Here is a 14,635-nt window from a genome sequence, read left to right as displayed (position 1 = left end):
CTACTTCAACTAACAGGCTAAGTGCGTCGTACGAAGATCCCTGTAGGAGCTGTCGAGCCCCAGCGAGGCTGCGAAGGGATCACCTCGGTATGCCTGCCAAACCGCAGCGCTTGCATCGCAGCCTCGCTGGCGCTCGACAGCTCCTACATGAGGCATGTTTCCTGGAGTGCGCCAGAGTCGTCACGGCCTACTTCAAATAACAGGCACTGATCCAGTCCGCCGGGCGGTCCGCCAGTTGCTTGGCCAATGGCAGGTAGCGCGGGTCCAGCTGTGCCGCCAGCCAATACAGCGTTGCACTGCTCTTGGGTTGCCAGGTCCCGCTGTATCCGGCTTCGCCGACCTTGGCGCGGTCTTTGTCGAATTGCACGCGGGTGTGCACGAACTCCTGGTGGCTGCGGCGGCCATCGGCATAAGGCACCAGCCAGTCGAGCGCGGCGCGCAGGGAGGCGCCGTTGGCGGTAAGGCTCAGCCAGTCGCCGCCGACGTTATAGGGTTTGGCGGCCAGCGCGGCTTGCACCAGGGGTTCCAGGTCGTAGACCACATAGTGCAAGGCGTCGCGGTCCTGGAAGTCGGTCACCGAGCCATCCGGCAGGACGTTGTCGGCGATCTGTTGCTTGAACAACTGCCGGGCCTGTTCCAGCATGTCGCGGTCACCGAGGGCAGCGGCGGCCACGGTCACCAGTTTGACGCGATGGCTTTGCCAGTTATTGGTCTGGGTGCCTTTCTTTTGTCCGTGGAATTGCTCGATGTGGGCAATGTAGCCGTTACCCAGGCTGCGGATCAGCCGGCGGCTGGCGTCGCGGGTTTCCAGGCGCAGGTGATCGGCAGTCAGCGCGTAGGCATTGATCAGCATGTCCAGGTTGGTTTCGTCGATCGGGTTGAAGTCCGGCTGGTACACCTCTGCCCATGCAGCCAGGTAATCATCGACTTGCTTGAGATAGCGCGGGTCGCCACTGATGCGCCAGGCCAGCGCGGCCTGGCGCATCACCGGCCAGTCCTTTTCGGCGGCGAGGCTTTGCTCGCGAATGCCCTGGTTCGGCAAAGTGCCTTCGGTGTGCAGGTGCGGCAGGGGCGCGGGTGTATCGCCCAAGTGCCGTTGGGCTGTGGCCAGCAAACCCTTGGACGCCGGGCTTGTCGCGACCGGTTGGCAAAGGCTGGTCGCCATGACGGTGTGGGAAAACGTCGCCAGCAATGCGGCTAAGGCAAGGGGGGTGTGCTTCATGAAGGGCTCTGCGCGAATGGAGCGCTTGTACGCTAGCACGCGGCTGATTCAGGTTGGATGAAACTCATCGGCGCTGCTTGATGGGTTCTAAAACGTCACGGTAAACGTCGTGCCGTCCTTCGCGCAGGAACTCACCGCCACATCCCCGCCGTGCACCTTGGCCAGTTCGCGCACGATATACAGGCCCAGGCCCACACTGCGCACATCGCTGCCTTGGTCGGTGCCACGGGTCATGGGCTCGAACAGCCCGGCCAGCAGGGCTTCGGGAATCACCGCGCCGTGGTTGTGAACCGATACTTGGCAGGCGCTGGCGCCCAGGCGCGAGGTGACGGTGATCGGTTGCAACAGGTCGCCATAGGCCACGCTGTTGGCGACGAGGTTGCCGATCATCTGCTGTAAGCGGTCGGCATCCAGGCATGCATGGCCACAGCCCTCGGCTTGATGCACCAGCGTGGCCTTGGGGAAGGCCACCCGCAGTTCATCCACCGCACGCTGAATGACGCCATGCAAGTCCAACGGCACCGCCTTGATGGTGATGCCTTGGCCGACCCGGGCCTGGGTAAAGTCCAACAGGTCGGCGATCATGCGTTGCGCCCGTTCGGACGACTGGCCGATATGCCCCAGCAACTGGCGCTCCTTGGCCGTGCGCTCGCCGTGCTGGAGAAAATCCGACGCCATGCGGATCGCCGTGAGTGGGTTTTTCAAGTCATGGCTGACAATCGCCACCATCTGTTCGGCAAACAACGCACGGCGCTGGGCGATCGCGTACGCCGCGCTCAGTTCGGCCTGGGCGCGTTGCAGCGCCAGCTCGGTGGCGGTTTTTTCCTGGAGCAGCGCCTCGGCCAACGTGCGCGCATTCAGAAGTTCACGCTCGTACTTGTCGCGGTCGGTGGTGCCGAACAGCGCCAGGTCATACACCGCTCCGTCGGGCTGCTGGCGCTTGTTGGCATTGAGCAATACGGTCACTTTGTGCCCGTCGCAATGGCGAATGTCGAGCTTCACCTCGGTGACGCTACCGTGCATGCGCAACATCGGCGCCAGGTGGGTCTGGTAGAAAATCCGCCCGCCCATGGTCAGCAGGTCCTGGAAGCGCCGCCCACACAGCTGGGCCACACTGAACCCGAGCCAGTCGCTCAAACGCGGGTTGACGTGCAGGATGGTACCGTCTTCCCGGGTCACGGCCAGGGCGCAGGCGGCGCTTTCGAACAGTGAATCAACCTGCATGGGCACCGGTCCAGGGCGCGAGAAATGGTGCCATCGCCGCTGCGCAAGCCTGCGGTGCGCTCATGTGCGGGCAATGGCCGACGTTGTCCACCAGGCAATATGTGCTGTTGGGCATCACGGCATGCAGGAACTCGCCCACGGCCACGGGTGCGATCAAGTCATCCGTCGATTGCAGGATCAACACCGGGGTGGTCAGGCCCAGCACGTCCTGGCGGTTATCGGACAGGAACGTCACACGGGCGAATTGCTTGGCGATGTCCGGCTCGGTACGACAGAAACTCTCCGTCAGCGTTGCGCTCAGCGCCGGTTGCGTCGCAGCCCCCATGATCACTGGCGCCATCGTGCTGGACCAGCCGAGGTAGTTGCTGTCGAGGGTATCGAGCAGGTCATCGATATCGCCACGGGTGAAGCCGCCGACATAGCCCTCGGTGTCGATGTAGCGCGGTGATGGGCCAATCATCACATGGGCAGCGATGCGTCCGGGCGTGAAGCGGTCGGCGAGGGTGCCGATCATCGCGCTGACAGAGTGTCCCACCAGGATTACCGGGCCGTCGGCGTAGGTGTCGATAATCTCGTTGAGGTCACGGGCATAGCCGTCCAGGCTGCTGTATTTGGCTTTGTCGAATGCGCTGAGGTCCGACAGGCCGGCACCTACCAAGTCATAGAGCACCACCCGGAAGTGCTCCAGGAAGTGCGGTACCAGGTCATTCCACATCGCCTGGTTGCAGCCAAAGCCATGGGAAAACACCAAGGTCGACGAACCATTGCCCATCACATTGACGTTGTTGCGGTGGCGTAGATCCATGACGTTCTCGTAGATAGCGAATTGCTATGCGGGCGTGGCCGTAGTTTAGATAGTCGCAGGTGCGGGGTCACGTGTTATGCATCGATCAGGTAAAGTCGGCGTCTTCATGAAGAAACTTCAGGTAACAAAGCATGATGCTGATTCTGCGCCAGTCCCTCCTGAGTCTACTGGCCTTGCTGTTGGTCAGCCTGTCGGGCACAGCCCAGGCTGACAGCTCACCCATCGGCGTCGCCCTCGACCAGCGCGTGATTGACCTGACCAACACCCTCGACGCCGGCACGACTCAGCGCCTGAAAAACCAACTTGCGGCACTGGAGCAGCGCAAAGGCGCGCAGGTTGCCGTCCTGCTCGTACCCAGTACCGGCGACGCGAGTATTGAAGACTATGCCAACCAACTGTTCCGCGCCTGGAAACTGGGGCGCAAGGACGTCAACGACGGCATCCTGCTGGTGGTGGCCAAAGACGATCACACACTGCGCATCGAAGTCGGCTACGGCCTGGAAGGCATCGTCACCGACCTGCTGGCCCACCGCATCATCGAAGAGCACATGACGCCGGCGTTTCGCCAGGGTGATTTTGCGGGCGGTATTCAACAGGGCGTGAACGACTTGACCGTGCTGGTCGATGGCGGTGATCTGCCCGCATTGGCGAGGCCGGGCGTAAGTGCTCAGGCGGTCGCGGTGCTGTTGGCGTTTATCTTCGGTGGTGTCGGCGGTGTACTGATCGCCGCTGGCAAGTTGCATTGGCGCCGGGCCCTGATTGCCGCCGTGGCGGCCACGGTGCTACTGGCCATTTATGGCGGGGGCCGGGACTGGCCGGTGTACCTGCTGGTACTGCCGCTGACCCTGCTGATCGGCGGCGCCACCTTCGGCGCTTTGTGGCTGGCGCGCACGGTGTTTTACGGCGTACTGGGGCTGTTGGCCTACATCGTCGGTTTGTTGGGGGTGGATCAATACGTCAGTGTCAATTTCATTCACTGGCTGGCGTGGCCTGTGGGCGCCCTGGTGGTATTGGGGTTTTACTGGGTGCTGCTGATGATCATGAAAGACGCCTGGAAGACCCGCCGAGCCGGTTTTGTCGCGCGGCTACTGGCGGCGCTGGCCGTGTATGTGGCGGCGGGGCTGGTGGCGGGCGCGGGTCGAGACGGTTGGCTGGTTGCCTTTCCTATCGCCTCGTTTGTCGCGCTGTTCATCTTCGCCAAGGCCCGCGGTGGGTCTGGGTCGAGTTCGAGCTCCAGGGGCTCCAGCTCCAACGGCAGCTCCTCCGGAGGTGGTGGTTCCAGTGGCGGCGGTGGCGCGTCGGGCAGTTGGTAAAGCCCTGAGTGTCACAGCGCTTTAGACAGAAATACCCGGCTGCTGCCTTTGGGCTCGCAGGGCACCTCGCCAAACCGCACCCACCCCTGTTTCTCATAAAACTCTGGCGCCTGGAAACTGAGGGTGTACAGCACGGCATTCAGGCAACCCCGGCGCCGGGCTTCCTCCTCGAAAGCTTGCAGCAACTGGCTGCCCAGGCCCGTGCCACGCAGGGACTCTGGCAAATGAAACAGGTCGAGGAAGGCCACGCCCAGTGAGGTTTTGCCAGTGATGCCACCGAGGGTTTGCCGAGTGTGCGGGTCTTTGATCAGTACCGTCAGGGGGTGGCGGTCGTTGAAGCCGGTGATGGCTTCATTGAACGCCGCGAGGCCGCTGCCGAGGAGGTGTTCGGCTTCGGGGTTCGGTTGGTCGCTGATTTCGATAAGGGGAGTCGTCACCATAACCTCTCAGTGTGTTAGAGCACCATGACCATCTCATGCCACGCCATGCCACCATGATCCGACGGCGAAGGCTGCACATAGGTGTAGCCCATACGGGTGTACAACGGCACATGTTGCTCCTTGCACATCAGGTGGATCGTCTGTTTTTGCTGCGCGCGCATACGCTGTACGAACTCGGTCATCAGCGTCTTGGAATAGCCTTTGCCTTGATGGGCCGGGTCAACCACCACCGACATGATCACCACATTCGGCGCCTCGGCCGCATGGCCCACCAACTCCTTGAACGCCTCGTCGGCCATCACCACGTCATAGGCGCAGCCAGAATTGATGAAACCCACCACTTCGCCATTTTCCTCAAGGATCAAAAAGCCTTGGGGATACTGCGCGATGCGCGTGGCGATCTTTGCAAGCGTCGCGGCTTCGTCGCCTTCGTAGGCAGTGGTTTCGATCTCAAAACAGCGGGCGGCGTCGGCGGGGAGGGCGTTACGCAAGGTGAGGGCGGGCATGGGGGATTCCTGGGGTGTTGAACGAAGGGCCCTATCATAGAGAAACACTGGGCTTATGGCATCGCCAGGCGATTGGCTCTGAATGGTGGAGAGTGAGGTTCAACTGACCCATGCAGATCCAACTGTGGTATCTACACCACTGTTGAAGACCGTCATATTCCCCTGTGACAAGCCCGCTCGCCACGACAGCCGATTTGCCCCGGATTTTGCGCCGGCGTGTCAGTGAACGAGTCTGTGACTGACACACCGCTATCGGGGGCTTGCCCCCTCCCATATTCTGACCAGGGCAATCAATGCATCTTGCTATGGTCCATGCCGTTGATGGCACGCGCCGGCGCGTTCACTTCAATCGCTTGTTTCTCGCCCTTGGCGTTTTCCACCGTCAGGGTCAGCGGCACGTGGTCGCCTTCCTTGATCTGGCCGGTCAGGCCCATGAGCATCACGTGGTAGCCGTCCGGGTCGAGGGTGACCGCTTTACCCGCAGGCAGCGCCACCGAATCCACCGGGCCCATGCGCATCACGTCGTCCTTCATGCTCATTTCATGGATCTGCACGTCCTTGGCGACTGGCGACGCAACGCGTAGCAGCTTGCTGTCGCTGTCGGCGGTGATGGTCATGAACGCGCCGCTGGACGGCTGGCCTGGCACCGTGGCGCGTACCCAGGCGTCGGTTACCAGTACCTGGGCACTGGCGTGGGCGGCGAGGCCCAGCAGGGCGACGCCGAAGGTGATGCGTTTGAGGTGTTGAACGGCAGTCATTAACAGACCTCCATGACGGTGAGCAGGTCTTCTGCGCACTCTTTAGCGGTAAGGGATGCCGACAGGCCCAGGCGCAGGTTGCCGCGGGTGTCGAAGACGAAACTGGTGGACGTGTGGGACAGGGTGTAGGTGTCGCCGGCGGGGATCTTTTCATAAAAGATCCCGAACTCCTTGGCGGCCACGGCGATTTCTTCCGGGGTGCCGTACAGCGCTTCGAAACTGGGGTCGAACGCCTTCACGTAGCGGTCGAGCAGTTGCGGTGTGTCACGCTCGGGATCAAGGGTGATGAACACCACCTGCATGATCTCACCGTCGCGACCCATCAGCTTCTTGGCCTGGGCGGCGCGCGCCAGGGTGGTCGGGCAGACCGCCGGGCACTGGGTGAAACCGAAGAACACCACCGGCATCAGGCCACGGAACGAGCTCAAGGTGACGGTTTCGCCGTCGGTGTTCTTGAGCTTGAAGGTGCGGCCCATGATCTTGTCACTGAGGTCCTTGCCGTACTTGAAGTTCAGCTTGGGGCTGTAGTCACAGCCGCCCAGCAGGCTGCCCAGGCCCAATAGGCCCATGCCGGTCAGCACTTTGCGGCGGGTGAATAACGTACTCATCAACTGTGCATCCTGTGAAGCGCCTGCATTGCTCTGGATCTACATATCAGGCTTTGAAAAGGAGTAATGATGCGGGCGCACAGTCTAGCAACCCCGGCGGGTCCACGTAATCTGCGACGTTCTGCCACAGGGGCGCGTCGCACTTCATCCTTTTGTGGCTTCGGTGGTAGAGTCGCCGCCATGAAATTGCGCCACTGTGACCGTTCGCTCATCGCCTGGACCCTGTACTTCTGCGTGCTGATGAACGTGTTCGCCTGCGGTTTGGGGCATGGCCAAATGATGGGCCAGCAGCTCAATGGTATCGGTGGGCTGTTCTGTTCAGTGGAAGGCACGCAGCCGGCAGTTTCCGACAAAGGGTTGGCTAACCCGTCTTCCAGCAACATCTCGAACTACTTTGCCTGCCCGGTGTGCAATGCCATCACCGTCGCCCTGGTCTTCCTGATCGGCCTGGCCTGGCTGTTGGGCCTGGGGCAACCCCCGCGTCCGGCCCATGAACGGCGCAACAAGGCGCCTCCGCGTTACTCCTGGCCTTCGGCCAACCCCCGCGCTTCCCCTGCATTCTGACGTGTGCCTTGGGCTTCCTGTGACCAGGAGGCATTCTATCGTCACGAGTATGAGTGCATTTCATGAACCCTCTATTGCCTGCCGGCGCCAAACGCCTGGTCAGCAAGGCGTCCCGCCGCCTGTGCGCCGAACCTGCGGTGCCTGATTACCCCAGCAACGCTCGCTGTTTTGTGCACCTGGATGCACGCCTGTTACCCCACTGGCACACCTTGTTCGACATCTGCCCGGCGCTGCTCAAGCTGGACCCGCCTGAGGGCCTGAACCTGTTCCGCAGTTTCATGACCTGGGCCTATCGCAACCAGCCACCGCTGGATTGGACCTACCACCTGAATGTATGCCGCTGGCTGCTGGGCTCGTCTTACCGGACGCAGATCGACGATGAGCTGATCGAAGCCTTCATGGCCGCAGCGGCCGCGCGTTGGATCATCACCGATGACAGCCAGGCCCAGGGGGTGGTCCTGGCGTGGCAGGGCTCGAGCGTATTCGATTGGAAGGGCGCCGCGTCGAAGACCGCAGAGCAGCAGGTGTTGCCGCCGCCTGTCTGGGATATCGCCTGGTGCCCGCTGGGTGCACGGGGTGAGTTCAGTGGCTGGTTACCGGTGCCGTGAGATGATCGCCAGTGATCAGACCGAAGCCCGGAAGACCGGGCTTCGGTAACGCGTCAATCAAGACTTCCGGCCGCCGCCGGAGCTGTGCGCCCCGCCTTTTTTGCCGGCTTCGGAGGCCTTTTCATGGTCTTTGGCAAAGTGGCCACCGGAGCCTTGGCCACCGCTTTTGTGGGCGGTGTCCGGCTTGGCTTTACCGCCTGCGCCTGTCGTGGTTTTTCCGCTATTAGCCATTTTCAAATCCCTCATCAATGAGTGAATCAAGGGTGTCGCTTAATAGGGAATGCTCAACCGCAAGCAAAGTTTTAAAAAGTTCAGGGTCATACGACGAATGGCGGCTTACCCACCGCTGACCTTCCAGTGCTTGATGTCCTCGGCAAACACCACTTGCTTGAGCTCGTGAGCGATTCCATAGGCCAGCGACTCGCGGGCCGCGATGACTTTCTCTTCGGCCGACAGGCACTTGAAAATATCCAGCTGGGTGTCGGCCTGGACGGTTTCCAGCTCGTAGATCTTTACGTAGCGCGCCAAGTCGTTGTCCAGGCTCGACAGGTATTCGCGCAGGCGTTGGTGGTCAACCGAACTCTGGCTGAAATACCAGTTCATCGGGTGGATCAGAAAGCGTGAGTGAGGGGTTGTGATTCGGCGGCTGGCGGCCAGGAACATGATGATGCCCATGGATTCGATGTTGCCCGCGTTGATCGCGCACAGGGGCACCGGCAGCGCCTTGAGAAAGGTGTAGAGGGTGAAGCCGAAATTGGTGCTGCCACCGGTAGTCGACAGGTTCAGCAGCAGGGACGTGGCGCCTTGATCAATAGCCTCCAGGCAACAGTCGCGAAAGCGTTCGCTCGTGCCTTGGTCAATCTGGCAATGAAAGTGAATAACGTGCTCGGTCATCCTGAACCTCCGTAATTGAATGCGAGAGAGGTGACTGGGGTTGAGTCTAGAAGGTTGCCTGGACTGTGCCGCAACCGTTGGGCGTGAGGGGTGGGAAATCGGATGGAACCCTCGGGGAAAATGCTTGACCTAATGCATAGACCTCAGGAGGTGATGCATGCAAATAGACTACATCTGGATCGTGCTGGCGGTGGTTCTGCTGGTGTTGGAGTTGTGGGCGATCAATATCGTCTTGCGCAGTACGGGTGCCTGGGAGACCAAGGGGCTGTGGTTGATCATCCTGATTTTCGTGCCGCTGTTCGGGCTGATTGTCTGGGCCCTGTTCGGGCCGAAGCGCGAGATGCCTGAACACCGTAAGCACTGAGCGCAAGCCAGACGCAGAGATACACCGTCACTGTGGCGAGGGAGCAAGTTCCCTCGCCACAGGTTAGCGTGTCAACCCGCGACGGCTTTGGCAATCGCCTCGTTGAACGCCGGTAAATCGTCCGGCGTACGTGAGGTAATCAGGGTCCAGCCATTGGCGTTGCATTCCTTCACCTGGGCATCCACCCAACCGGCAGCCCCGGCGTTTTCCAGGTCGATGCGCACGCTTTTATAGGAGGTCAAGGTCTTGCCCTTGACCACGCCTGCATCGATCAGCGCCCATGGTCCGTGGCAGATCGCGGCGACGGTTTTACCAGCTTTGACGAAGTCGTTGATCAAGCGCAATGCCGCCGCATCCTGGCGCAGAGTGTCGGCATTGACCGTACCGCCGGGGATAACCAACGCGTCAAAGTCGCTGCTTGCCACATCCGACAGTTGCACGTCGGACTCCACGGTCTTGTCTTTCTCTGTGTCGCCAACAAAGGTCTGGGTCGTACCCCCTTTGCTCGAACCGTGCGTTACCGTCGCGCCATAGCCGCGCAGGGCGGCCAGAGGCCCGAGCAGTTCATCGCGCTCGATGCCGGTGTTGGAGGTGATGATGAGGATGTTCTTGCCGTTGAGTTGCGAGCTCATGGTTGCCTGTCTCCTGGGTCGGGTTTCTTCGGCGCAGCGTGATGCCGTACCTGACTGTTGAGCCGGTGCCTCGGTAAAAGGTTTAAATTAATTCGCGCTTATTTCTGCGCCGGTATTGCGGGGCAATTTCCTTGAACTATCAAAAAACGAAGGGCTCTGCTGCATAAGCGCACGCCATTTTTGCGTGCTTGCCACTGCAAGGAGATTACCTCGTGACTGATCACCCCAATGCCGACAAAACCCCAACCCACGAGCAGGCTGCCAAGGCCGAGTGCAAGTTGGGCCATTGAGTATGGCCAAGTCGATTACGGCGGCTGAATTGGGCATTGATCTCAAGCCCGGAGATGACACCAGCCTGTTCAAGTGGTTTATCGCCAGCTTCTTGATGGGCAAGCGTATCCAGGCGCCAATCGCGGCGCGGGCTTACCAGGTGATCGTCGAAGAAGAGGGGCGTGACACGGCGCGCAAGCTACAGCATTGCACCTCTGGCCAATTAGTCGCGATGTTGGGACGTGCCCATTACGTTCGCTACGATGAGACCACCGCCCAGCGCCTGCTGGACCTGAGCGCCAAATTGAATGCCGAGTACGCGGGCAAGATCACCCAGATAAGGGGCGTCAGCGCAGACCGTAGCGCCTTTGAAAAACGCTTGGCGGAATTCGACGGTGTGGGGCCAAAAACCATCGAGATTTTCATGCGTGATGCTGCCAGGGTGCTGTTTTGACTGCATCGCTGCAGGTGGGGTGCGCGGGGTGGAGTTTGCCGCGTGAGCACTGGCCGGCGTTTGCGGGCGCGGGGACGCATCTGCAACGTTACGCATCGCGGTTCAATGCGGTCGAGATCAACAGTTCGTTTTATCGGCCGCACTTGCCCAAGACCTATGCACGCTGGGCGCAATCGGTGCCGTCGGCGTTTCGTTTTTCGGTCAAGGTGCCCAGGCACATCACCCATGAACTGCGCTTGCAGCATTGCGAGGCGGCGCTGGATGAGTTCCTTGAGCAGTGCCTGCCTCTAGGTGAAAAACTGGGCTGCCTGTTGGTTCAATTGCCTCCCTCGCTGCGCTATGAACCGGCTGTGGCGATGGCTTTTTTCACCGCGTTACGCGAGCGCTTCGCAAGGCCGGTGGTGCTTGAGCCGCGTCATGCCACTTGGCTTGAGGCGGATGCATTGTTAGTCGACTTGCAGATAGGTCGCGTGGTCGCCGACCCACCGGTTATCGAGGCGGGCACAGGCTGGCAGGGCGTGCAGTATTGGCGTCTGCATGGATCGCCGCGGATCTATCACAGTGCCTACGGGCCGGAGCGTGTGCAGGCATTCGCGCGACGGCTGAGGCAATCCGCTGCCGCAGGTATTCCGACCTGGTGCATCTTCGACAACACCGCCAGCGGTCACGCAGTGGCTGATGCCTTGTACCTACTCGGTCTCTACGCGAATCACTTGCAACCCTAACGCTTCATACGGCTCCAGGCTGGGCACATGCCACTCGGTAATCAGCGTATGAATCCGGTTGCACGGTGCTACCACAAACGGCTCCACAGCGCCGAGCTTGTCCGCCAGGGTCACGGCCACGACATGGGACGCGCTGTCGAGCAACGCTTGCTTGACTGCCACTTCATCAAAATGCAACGAGGTAATGCCCACTTGCGGATGCAGGGCGCAGACGCCGGTAAACAGCAGGTCGGCTTTTATACTCTGGATCAAGCGGAGCGCTTCATGACCACCGGTGGACACGGTGGCGGGGTTGAGTTGGCCACCGGCGAGGATCACTTTGACATTGGGATGGTCCGCCAGGGCAATGGCGATCATCGGCGATGGTGTGACCACCGTCAGGCGGATCGAGCGCGGCAATGACTGGGCAATCTGCAACGTGGTGGAGCCGGAATCGAACAACACGATCTGGCCGTCTTCCACCTGATCAGCGGCCAGCCGCGCAAGGTGGCGCTTGACCTCACTGGTCTCGCCGACGCGGGTGAAAAAGTCCTTGCCGGTGTCTTTGGGGCGGGGCAGGGCGCCGCCGTGCACGCGTTGCAGCAAACCCGCAGCAGCCAGTTCGCCGAGGTCGCGGCGGATGGTGTCCTGGGACACGGCAAAGTGCTCCACCAATTCCGACGCGGTGACTTTGCCGTCGCGCGCCAGCAGCAACAGGATCTTCTGTTTACGCAGGGAAGGCAGGTCGATGGCTTGATGGGTGTTGTGCATGGTTATGCGCTTTTTTGCGGGTTTGTGCGAGATTAGTCGCCGGCGTTTATAAACGCAATCGCTGGTTGCAGGGGGCATCGGCGGTTACTCTCTGTTTTTGGATCAGCTGCACTCAGTTCAAGGAGAGGTGCCCCCCGATGTCGTTGATCACCACCATCGAAGACTTACGCAAGCTGGCGCAAAAACGTGTGCCCAGGATGTTTTACGATTACGCCGATTCCGGCTCTTGGACTGAGAGCACCTATCGCGCCAATGAACATGATTTTGCCCGCATCAAGTTCCGCCAGCGAGTGGCGCGCAATATTGATGAGCGCTCGATCCGCGCCACCATGATTGGCCAGGACATGGCCATGCCCGTGGCCTTGGCGCCGACCGGCCTGGCGGGCATGCAACATGCCGATGGCGAGATCCTCACCGCCCGCGCCGCCGCCGCTTTCGGCGTGCGCTACACCCTGTCGACCATGAGCATTTGTTCCCTGGAAGACATCGCCGAACACGTCGGCCAGCCCTTCTGGTTCCAGTTGTATGTGATGCGCGACCGGGCGTTTATCGAGCAGTTGATCGAGCGCGCCAAGGCCGCCGGTGTGGATGCCCTGGTACTGACCCTCGACCTGCAAATCCTCGGGCAACGCCACAAGGACTTGATCAACGGCCTGTCGGCACCGCCCAAACTGACCCTGGCGAATATCCTCAACATGATGACCAAGCCACGTTGGGTGATGGGCATGCTCGGCACCAAGCGCCATGGTTTCGGCAATATCGTCGGGCATGTGAAGGGCGTGGCGGATATGAGTTCGCTGTCGTCCTGGACCGCTCAGCAATTCGACCCGCGCCTGAGTTGGGACGACGTGGAGTGGATCAAAAAATGCTGGGGCGGCAAGCTGATTATCAAGGGCATCCTCGATGTGGAGGACGCGCGCCTGGCGGCCAATTCCGGCGCCGACGCCTTAGTGGTGAGTAACCACGGTGGCCGTCAGTTGGATGGCGCGCCCTCGAGTATCAGCCAATTGCCGGCAATGGTTGAGGCAGTGGGCAAGCAGATTGAAGTGTGGCTTGACGGGGGCATCCGTTCCGGCCAGGACGTGCTCAAGGCGATGGCGCTGGGGGCGAAAGGTACGTTGATCGGCCGCCCGCATCTGTACGGCTTGGGAGCGATGGGCGAGGCGGGTGTCACGAAGGCGCTGGACATCATTGCCCGCGAGCTGGACGTGTCGATGGCACTGTGTGGCTATAACGATATACGCGATGTGAATCGCGAGATTTTGCTGCCGGGTACGTTTCCCAACGGTATTAACTGAGCAAAAAAATCGTAAAAAAGTAAAAAGACTTGTCCACGAAAACCGTGGGTATCTCTGTGGATAACTTTGCGAAGGCCCGGCAGGGTTGGCGATTTAACCTACGGTTAATATTTGATCAACTCTGCGCGCGGGCCAGCATGGGCTGGGTTTGCGCTTGACAGGCCCGCGCGAACCCAGTGCCGAAAAGCGCATTTACGAGTCACTGTCGCGTGCCGTGGCGTGTGTGACGACCTGGGTTGGCACCTTCGCTTGCAGCAGGTGGTCCAGTGCCTGGCCATAGCTGCGACCGGCCAGGCTCATGCTGTTGTTATGGGTGGCGCCGGGTACCAGCAGCAACCGTTTGGGCTCTTGGGCGGCGTCGAACAATTGCTGGCTGAAACGCGGTGGCACGTACTGGTCGGCAAGGCCGTGGACCACCAGCAGTGGCATATGCACGTCGGCAATCTTGTCGATGGAATCGAACTTCTGCGACAGCAACCAGCGTACTGGCAATGAGGTATTGGCCACGGCGGTGGCCGCATCCCCGAGGGAGGTGAAGGTGGACTCGATCACCAGCCCGCGCACGGGCACAGGCGTTTGCGTGCTCAACTGCGCCGCCAGGTCGATGGCCACCGCACCCCCCAGGGAGTGCCCGTAGATCAGGCGTCTGGCAGGGTCCGGCTGCAACACCTGGAAGCGCTCCCAGGCAATGCGTGCGTCTTCGTACACCGTGGTCTCCGACGGTAAATCCCCCTTGCTCTTGCCAAAGCCGCGATAGTCGATGGCCAGCACCGAATAGCCCAGCGCATGCAGTTGTTCAATGCGAAACAACTGCCCGGTGAGGTTCCAGCGCACGCCGTGCAGGTAGAGAATCGCCGGCGCGTCCTTCTTGTCAGCCGGGTACCACCAGCCGTGAAGGTTCTGCCCCGATTTGAAACTGGCGGGTTTGATATCGAACTCCTGCACCGCCTTGGGCAAGCCGGTGTACCAGCCGGCTGTGCCCGGCTCGATGCGGAACACCAACTCGCGCTCCTTGTGTTGCAGCACGGCGCAGCCCACGGGCAGGCCGACGATCAGAAGCACCATGCACAGCAGGGGAAGCCAGCGCAGGCCCAGGCGAGACATAAAACGAGATGACATGGAGATTCCCGGAAAAAGGCGAAGCACGGGTTTTACCAGATGGCCTGCCGGGGCAGGCATTAATTCGACAGTCGTGAAAGC

Annotated in this window: 19 protein-coding genes; 7 read left to right on the top strand and 12 right to left on the bottom strand. The window is 60.8% G+C overall.

From position 1 onward, the window contains the following. Window positions 1–187 precede the first annotated feature (187 nt). From M5B43_RS25425 to M5B43_RS25415, 3 genes are all read right to left on the bottom strand, one after another. On the bottom strand, window positions 188–1,222 hold the full coding sequence (locus M5B43_RS25425; protein WP_248752645.1) for an alginate lyase family protein: 1,035 nt from the start codon (window positions 1,220–1,222) through the stop codon (window positions 188–190). An 87-nt stretch (window positions 1,223–1,309) separates the two neighbouring features. Beyond that, entirely contained in the window at window positions 1,310–2,446 is a 1,137-nt protein-coding gene (locus M5B43_RS25420; protein WP_248752644.1) for a PAS domain-containing sensor histidine kinase, read from the bottom strand. Beyond that, a complete protein-coding gene (locus tag M5B43_RS25415) occupies window positions 2,436–3,251 on the bottom strand; it encodes an alpha/beta hydrolase (protein WP_248752643.1) in 816 nt (271 codons plus the stop codon). The genes M5B43_RS25420 and M5B43_RS25415 overlap by 11 nt, the downstream gene beginning before the upstream one ends. A gap of 131 nt (window positions 3,252–3,382) precedes the next feature. On the opposite strand from M5B43_RS25415, the gene M5B43_RS25410 reads away from it, so the two are divergent. Then, window positions 3,383–4,564, top strand: coding sequence for a YgcG family protein (locus M5B43_RS25410; protein WP_248752642.1), 1,182 nt, complete (start codon window positions 3,383–3,385; stop codon window positions 4,562–4,564). A gap of 11 nt (window positions 4,565–4,575) precedes the next feature. Here M5B43_RS25410 and M5B43_RS25405 read toward each other — a convergent pair whose 3' ends face one another. The 4 genes from M5B43_RS25405 to M5B43_RS25390 all read right to left on the bottom strand — a co-directional run bounded on the left by M5B43_RS25405 (window position 4,576) and on the right by M5B43_RS25390 (window position 6,876). Beyond that, window positions 4,576–5,001 carry a GNAT family N-acetyltransferase gene (locus M5B43_RS25405; protein ID WP_248752641.1) on the bottom strand — a complete coding sequence of 142 codons (426 nt, stop codon included), beginning with the start codon at window positions 4,999–5,001 and terminating at the stop codon, window positions 4,576–4,578. Between the two features lie 17 nt (window positions 5,002–5,018). After that, the gene (locus M5B43_RS25400; RefSeq protein ID WP_248752640.1) at window positions 5,019–5,510 is read right to left on the bottom strand and encodes a GNAT family N-acetyltransferase; all 492 of its coding nucleotides are present in this window, start codon (window positions 5,508–5,510) and stop codon (window positions 5,019–5,021) included. A 290-nt stretch (window positions 5,511–5,800) separates the two neighbouring features. After that, entirely contained in the window at window positions 5,801–6,268 is a 468-nt protein-coding gene (locus tag M5B43_RS25395; RefSeq protein WP_248752639.1) for a copper chaperone PCu(A)C, read from the bottom strand. Next, window positions 6,268–6,876: an SCO family protein gene (locus M5B43_RS25390; protein WP_060752522.1), complete on the bottom strand. Its 609-nt coding sequence runs from the start codon at window positions 6,874–6,876 to the stop codon at window positions 6,268–6,270. Before M5B43_RS25390 ends, M5B43_RS25395 begins: the two co-directional genes overlap by 1 nt. Before the next feature lie 180 nt (window positions 6,877–7,056). On the opposite strand from M5B43_RS25390, the gene M5B43_RS25385 reads away from it, so the two are divergent. After that, the gene (locus M5B43_RS25385) at window positions 7,057–7,440 is read left to right on the top strand and encodes a DUF2946 domain-containing protein (RefSeq protein ID WP_248752638.1); all 384 of its coding nucleotides are present in this window, start codon (window positions 7,057–7,059) and stop codon (window positions 7,438–7,440) included. A gap of 62 nt (window positions 7,441–7,502) precedes the next feature. Then, entirely contained in the window at window positions 7,503–8,048 is a 546-nt protein-coding gene (locus M5B43_RS25380) for a putative natural product biosynthesis protein (RefSeq protein ID WP_248752637.1), read from the top strand. Window positions 8,049–8,105: 57 nt separating this feature from the next. Here the strand turns inward: M5B43_RS25380 and M5B43_RS25375 are convergent, their stop codons facing one another. Next, window positions 8,106–8,279 (bottom strand): KGG domain-containing protein, encoded by a 174-nt coding sequence (locus tag M5B43_RS25375; RefSeq protein ID WP_248752636.1) that lies wholly within the window; start codon window positions 8,277–8,279, stop codon window positions 8,106–8,108. 105 nt (window positions 8,280–8,384) lie between these two features. Further along, window positions 8,385–8,942 carry an ATP-dependent Clp protease proteolytic subunit gene (locus tag M5B43_RS25370; protein WP_248752635.1) on the bottom strand — a complete coding sequence of 186 codons (558 nt, stop codon included), beginning with the start codon at window positions 8,940–8,942 and terminating at the stop codon, window positions 8,385–8,387. Between the two features lie 157 nt (window positions 8,943–9,099). Here M5B43_RS25370 and M5B43_RS25365 point away from each other — a divergent pair, with 157 nt between their 5' ends. Next, a complete protein-coding gene (locus M5B43_RS25365; protein WP_248752634.1) occupies window positions 9,100–9,306 on the top strand; it encodes a hypothetical protein in 207 nt (68 codons plus the stop codon). Window positions 9,307–9,377: 71 nt separating this feature from the next. On the opposite strand, the gene M5B43_RS25360 is transcribed toward M5B43_RS25365, so the two are convergent. Beyond that, entirely contained in the window at window positions 9,378–9,938 is a 561-nt protein-coding gene (locus M5B43_RS25360) for a type 1 glutamine amidotransferase domain-containing protein (RefSeq protein ID WP_248752633.1), read from the bottom strand. Window positions 9,939–10,230: 292 nt separating this feature from the next. Here M5B43_RS25360 and M5B43_RS25355 point away from each other — a divergent pair, with 292 nt between their 5' ends. Further along, the gene (locus tag M5B43_RS25355; RefSeq protein WP_248752632.1) at window positions 10,231–10,662 is read left to right on the top strand and encodes a DNA methylase; all 432 of its coding nucleotides are present in this window, start codon (window positions 10,231–10,233) and stop codon (window positions 10,660–10,662) included. Further along, entirely contained in the window at window positions 10,659–11,387 is a 729-nt protein-coding gene (locus M5B43_RS25350; protein WP_248752631.1) for a DUF72 domain-containing protein, read from the top strand. Before M5B43_RS25355 ends, M5B43_RS25350 begins: the two co-directional genes overlap by 4 nt. Here M5B43_RS25350 and M5B43_RS25345 read toward each other — a convergent pair. Continuing rightward, on the bottom strand, window positions 11,352–12,137 hold the full coding sequence (locus tag M5B43_RS25345) for a DeoR/GlpR family DNA-binding transcription regulator (protein ID WP_248752630.1): 786 nt from the start codon (window positions 12,135–12,137) through the stop codon (window positions 11,352–11,354). The genes M5B43_RS25350 and M5B43_RS25345 overlap by 36 nt on opposite strands. A 137-nt stretch (window positions 12,138–12,274) precedes the next feature. Here M5B43_RS25345 and M5B43_RS25340 point away from each other — a divergent pair, with 137 nt between their 5' ends. Further along, window positions 12,275–13,435 carry an alpha-hydroxy acid oxidase gene (locus tag M5B43_RS25340; protein ID WP_248752629.1) on the top strand — a complete coding sequence of 387 codons (1,161 nt, stop codon included), beginning with the start codon at window positions 12,275–12,277 and terminating at the stop codon, window positions 13,433–13,435. Window positions 13,436–13,627: 192 nt separating this feature from the next. Here the strand turns inward: M5B43_RS25340 and M5B43_RS25335 are convergent, their stop codons facing one another. Continuing rightward, complete coding sequence (locus M5B43_RS25335) at window positions 13,628–14,554, bottom strand: alpha/beta hydrolase (RefSeq protein WP_248752628.1); 927 nt, start codon at window positions 14,552–14,554, stop codon at window positions 13,628–13,630. Window positions 14,555–14,635: the final 81 nt, after the last annotated feature.

Source organism: Pseudomonas sp. MWU15-20650, from assembly GCF_023242475.1.
GTDB lineage: Bacteria > Pseudomonadota > Gammaproteobacteria > Pseudomonadales > Pseudomonadaceae > Aquipseudomonas.
This window is presented reverse-complemented; position numbering and strand designations above follow the sequence as displayed.

Coding starts and splice junctions, on each gene's coding strand:
- M5B43_RS25425 (WP_248752645.1), bottom strand. CDS start 1,222: ATGAAGCACACCCCCCTTGCCTTAGCCGCATTGCTGGCGACGTTTTCC.
- M5B43_RS25420 (WP_248752644.1), bottom strand. CDS start 2,446: ATGCAGGTTGATTCACTGTTCGAAAGCGCCGCCTGCGCCCTGGCCGTG.
- M5B43_RS25415 (WP_248752643.1), bottom strand. CDS start 3,251: ATGGATCTACGCCACCGCAACAACGTCAATGTGATGGGCAATGGTTCG.
- M5B43_RS25410 (WP_248752642.1), top strand. CDS start 3,383: ATGATGCTGATTCTGCGCCAGTCCCTCCTGAGTCTACTGGCCTTGCTG.
- M5B43_RS25400 (WP_248752640.1), bottom strand. CDS start 5,510: ATGCCCGCCCTCACCTTGCGTAACGCCCTCCCCGCCGACGCCGCCCGC.
- M5B43_RS25395 (WP_248752639.1), bottom strand. CDS start 6,268: ATGACTGCCGTTCAACACCTCAAACGCATCACCTTCGGCGTCGCCCTG.
- M5B43_RS25390 (WP_060752522.1), bottom strand. CDS start 6,876: ATGAGTACGTTATTCACCCGCCGCAAAGTGCTGACCGGCATGGGCCTA.
- M5B43_RS25385 (WP_248752638.1), top strand. CDS start 7,057: ATGAAATTGCGCCACTGTGACCGTTCGCTCATCGCCTGGACCCTGTAC.
- M5B43_RS25380 (WP_248752637.1), top strand. CDS start 7,503: ATGAACCCTCTATTGCCTGCCGGCGCCAAACGCCTGGTCAGCAAGGCG.
- M5B43_RS25375 (WP_248752636.1), bottom strand. CDS start 8,279: ATGGCTAATAGCGGAAAAACCACGACAGGCGCAGGCGGTAAAGCCAAG.
- M5B43_RS25370 (WP_248752635.1), bottom strand. CDS start 8,942: ATGACCGAGCACGTTATTCACTTTCATTGCCAGATTGACCAAGGCACG.
- M5B43_RS25365 (WP_248752634.1), top strand. CDS start 9,100: ATGCAAATAGACTACATCTGGATCGTGCTGGCGGTGGTTCTGCTGGTG.
- M5B43_RS25360 (WP_248752633.1), bottom strand. CDS start 9,938: ATGAGCTCGCAACTCAACGGCAAGAACATCCTCATCATCACCTCCAAC.
- M5B43_RS25355 (WP_248752632.1), top strand. CDS start 10,231: ATGGCCAAGTCGATTACGGCGGCTGAATTGGGCATTGATCTCAAGCCC.
- M5B43_RS25345 (WP_248752630.1), bottom strand. CDS start 12,137: ATGCACAACACCCATCAAGCCATCGACCTGCCTTCCCTGCGTAAACAG.
- M5B43_RS25340 (WP_248752629.1), top strand. CDS start 12,275: ATGTCGTTGATCACCACCATCGAAGACTTACGCAAGCTGGCGCAAAAA.
- M5B43_RS25335 (WP_248752628.1), bottom strand. CDS start 14,554: ATGTCATCTCGTTTTATGTCTCGCCTGGGCCTGCGCTGGCTTCCCCTG.